Here is a 2,283-nt window from a genome sequence, read left to right on the forward strand (position 1 = left end):
CATTTGACACTGTCAAATCAATATTTTGCACAGAAATGGCTACCGAATGGCTACATACGGAGACATTTCTGTGTAGGATTCCTCTTATGCTCTTTAATAGCAATAGTTGCAATATTACACCTGTATACCCTCATATTTTTCATTTCAAAATCTCAAACCTTTTTCAGAAAAACATCTTTAATTTTTTCTAACAAAACAAAAAACGCTCACTCTTTTTTTCGAGTAGCGTTTTGTTTTTTATTTTTCTTCTTCAATTTCATTTATCATTTGATGATTTATTTTTTGTTTTTCTTCGTCTGTTAAATCAAAAATTTCACTCGCTAAATATTCATTTTTATTCCACATGTAAAAAATTTGATACACGTATTCGGTTGGATCAATTTCTTTTAAGTAATCTAAATCTCCATTTTTTAATTTCTTTTTAGCATCTTTAAATAATCCTGAATAAACTAATACCTGTTTACCTTTAAGAGATTTATAGAATGCATCAAATACTTTTTGATTTATTAAATAATCACTATCTTTACCAGAATACTTAGCCATTTCATATAACTCTTTATTGTTATTTTGTCTTATTTTTTGAACTTGAACTTGTGTAATTTCTGAAATTCCCGTTACGTCACGCCATAATTCAAGCCATTCTTTTTGGCTAATATAATATCTTTTATCTGTAAAATATGACTTATTTACTGCAATTAAAACATGAAAATGCGGGTTATAGTCATCACGTTCTTTATTGTAAGTAATTTCTAATTTTCTTACATAACCTTTCGTAGCAGAAATTACTTTTTTACGCTTAAACATCTTTTGAAAAGAGTGATTATAAGCTTTAATTTCACTTTCTAAATGCTCAGCTGTAACATTTGGCGTGGTAAGTGTTAAAAAGATGAATTGTTTATCTTCTTTTTGCTTAATATATTGCATCATCAATGATAAACCTAACGCATCTTTTCTCGCTTTTCGCCATGCACATACAGGACAAAATCGATTTTTACATAAATTAGATTTATGCAATTTCTGTTTCTCTAATGTTTTATCTGCCACAAAACTCAAGAATGTATTGCACTCCCTTATCAAATCCATTTGTCCTTCTTTGACATGCCGTTCAATAAATTTCTGAAATACTTGATTTCTCCGTTTTTTCTCAGTATACTTTTCCATATATTAAATCACTGTAAAAACAACTAAGTTGTATACAAAGTTTTTATAACAAAAAAGTTGCTTTTTCTCCTTTCATGTAAAGTTTTGGTTTGGTCACCATAAACTCTACTATACTAGGTATGAAAAAGCAACTTTTTTTGCGTTCAAAGACAGTCATATCAACTAATCTAGAGACAGGTAACCATACGGGAATAGTTACCTATAGTATCAAGACAAGAAGAAACTCGTTTCACTCGTTTCAAAAAAGCCAAAAAAATCTCATCGTTAAATACTTTTAAATGCACTGCAATTAAATAAGTGTTAAGGTAAAAATATAGCATTATCCTCAAACATCATTAAATCTTTTAGCATGAAATAGTTCTTTTCCCAACCCATAGTCATTCAATTGCTGAGTGGCTATTTTTAATGCTTTATTCCAATTGCTTTATTGACGTTGAGCCTCTGAACCCTTAACAATCCCTAAACTTGTCGAATCGTCGGCTTAATAGCTCACGCTATGCCGACATTCGTCTTCAAGTTTAGTTAAGGGTTCTTCTCAACGCACAATAAATTTTCTCGGCATAAATGCGTGTGGTATGCTCAATACAGTGCTCCTTTTAATTGCACAATATGATAACCATTATCCAGAAGACCACTCAAAAAATGAGTGGTTCTTTTATTTTGCATTTTAAGCCCTTTCTAGGACATTTAATCATTTCGAATATAAAAACAAACAAAAATTTCTTTCGTTCAAAAGAGAGGCTATGAATCATTTTAAAATTCATTTCTCAACACTTTCAGAAAGAAAAATATATTTTTAATCTCAATTATTCTTCTTAGAAAAAAGCTAAAACCCGATTAATAATATTCAAAAAAGGCAGCAGTGCATTTTGATTTTGGCTACCATTTGGCTCCCTTTTAGCTCCCAAATAGCTACCTAATAATGTAGCTATTTGGTATCCATTTTTGATTTTGTGTAGCTATTCGGTATCTTTTGTGTAGCCGTTCGGGAGTCATATAACAATTTTTATCGCATAAATAGGAATCCCATTTGACACTGTCAAATCAATATTTTGCACAGAAATGGCTACCGAATGGCTACATACGGAGACATTTCTGTGTAGGATTCCTCTTATGCTCTTT

At 30.5% G+C, this 2,283-nt stretch carries 1 protein-coding gene; it reads right to left on the reverse strand.

The window, feature by feature from the left end:
* Positions 1–237 precede the first annotated feature (237 nt).
* Positions 238–1,161 carry a protein rep gene (locus tag AB0B91_RS65210; protein WP_031864528.1) on the reverse strand — a complete coding sequence of 308 codons (924 nt, stop codon included), beginning with the start codon at positions 1,159–1,161 and terminating at the stop codon, positions 238–240.
* Positions 1,162–2,283 lie beyond the last annotated feature (1,122 nt).

Origin of the sequence: Nonomuraea sp. NPDC049141, assembly GCF_040648415.1 — a bacterium.
In the GTDB taxonomy this organism is placed as follows: Bacteria; Actinomycetota; Actinomycetes; order Streptosporangiales; family Streptosporangiaceae; genus Nonomuraea.

Excerpts from the sequence above, each read along its gene's own strand:
- AB0B91_RS65210 (WP_031864528.1), bottom strand. The coding sequence starts at position 1,161 with ATGGAAAAGTATACTGAGAAAAAACGGAGAAATCAAGTATTTCAGAAA.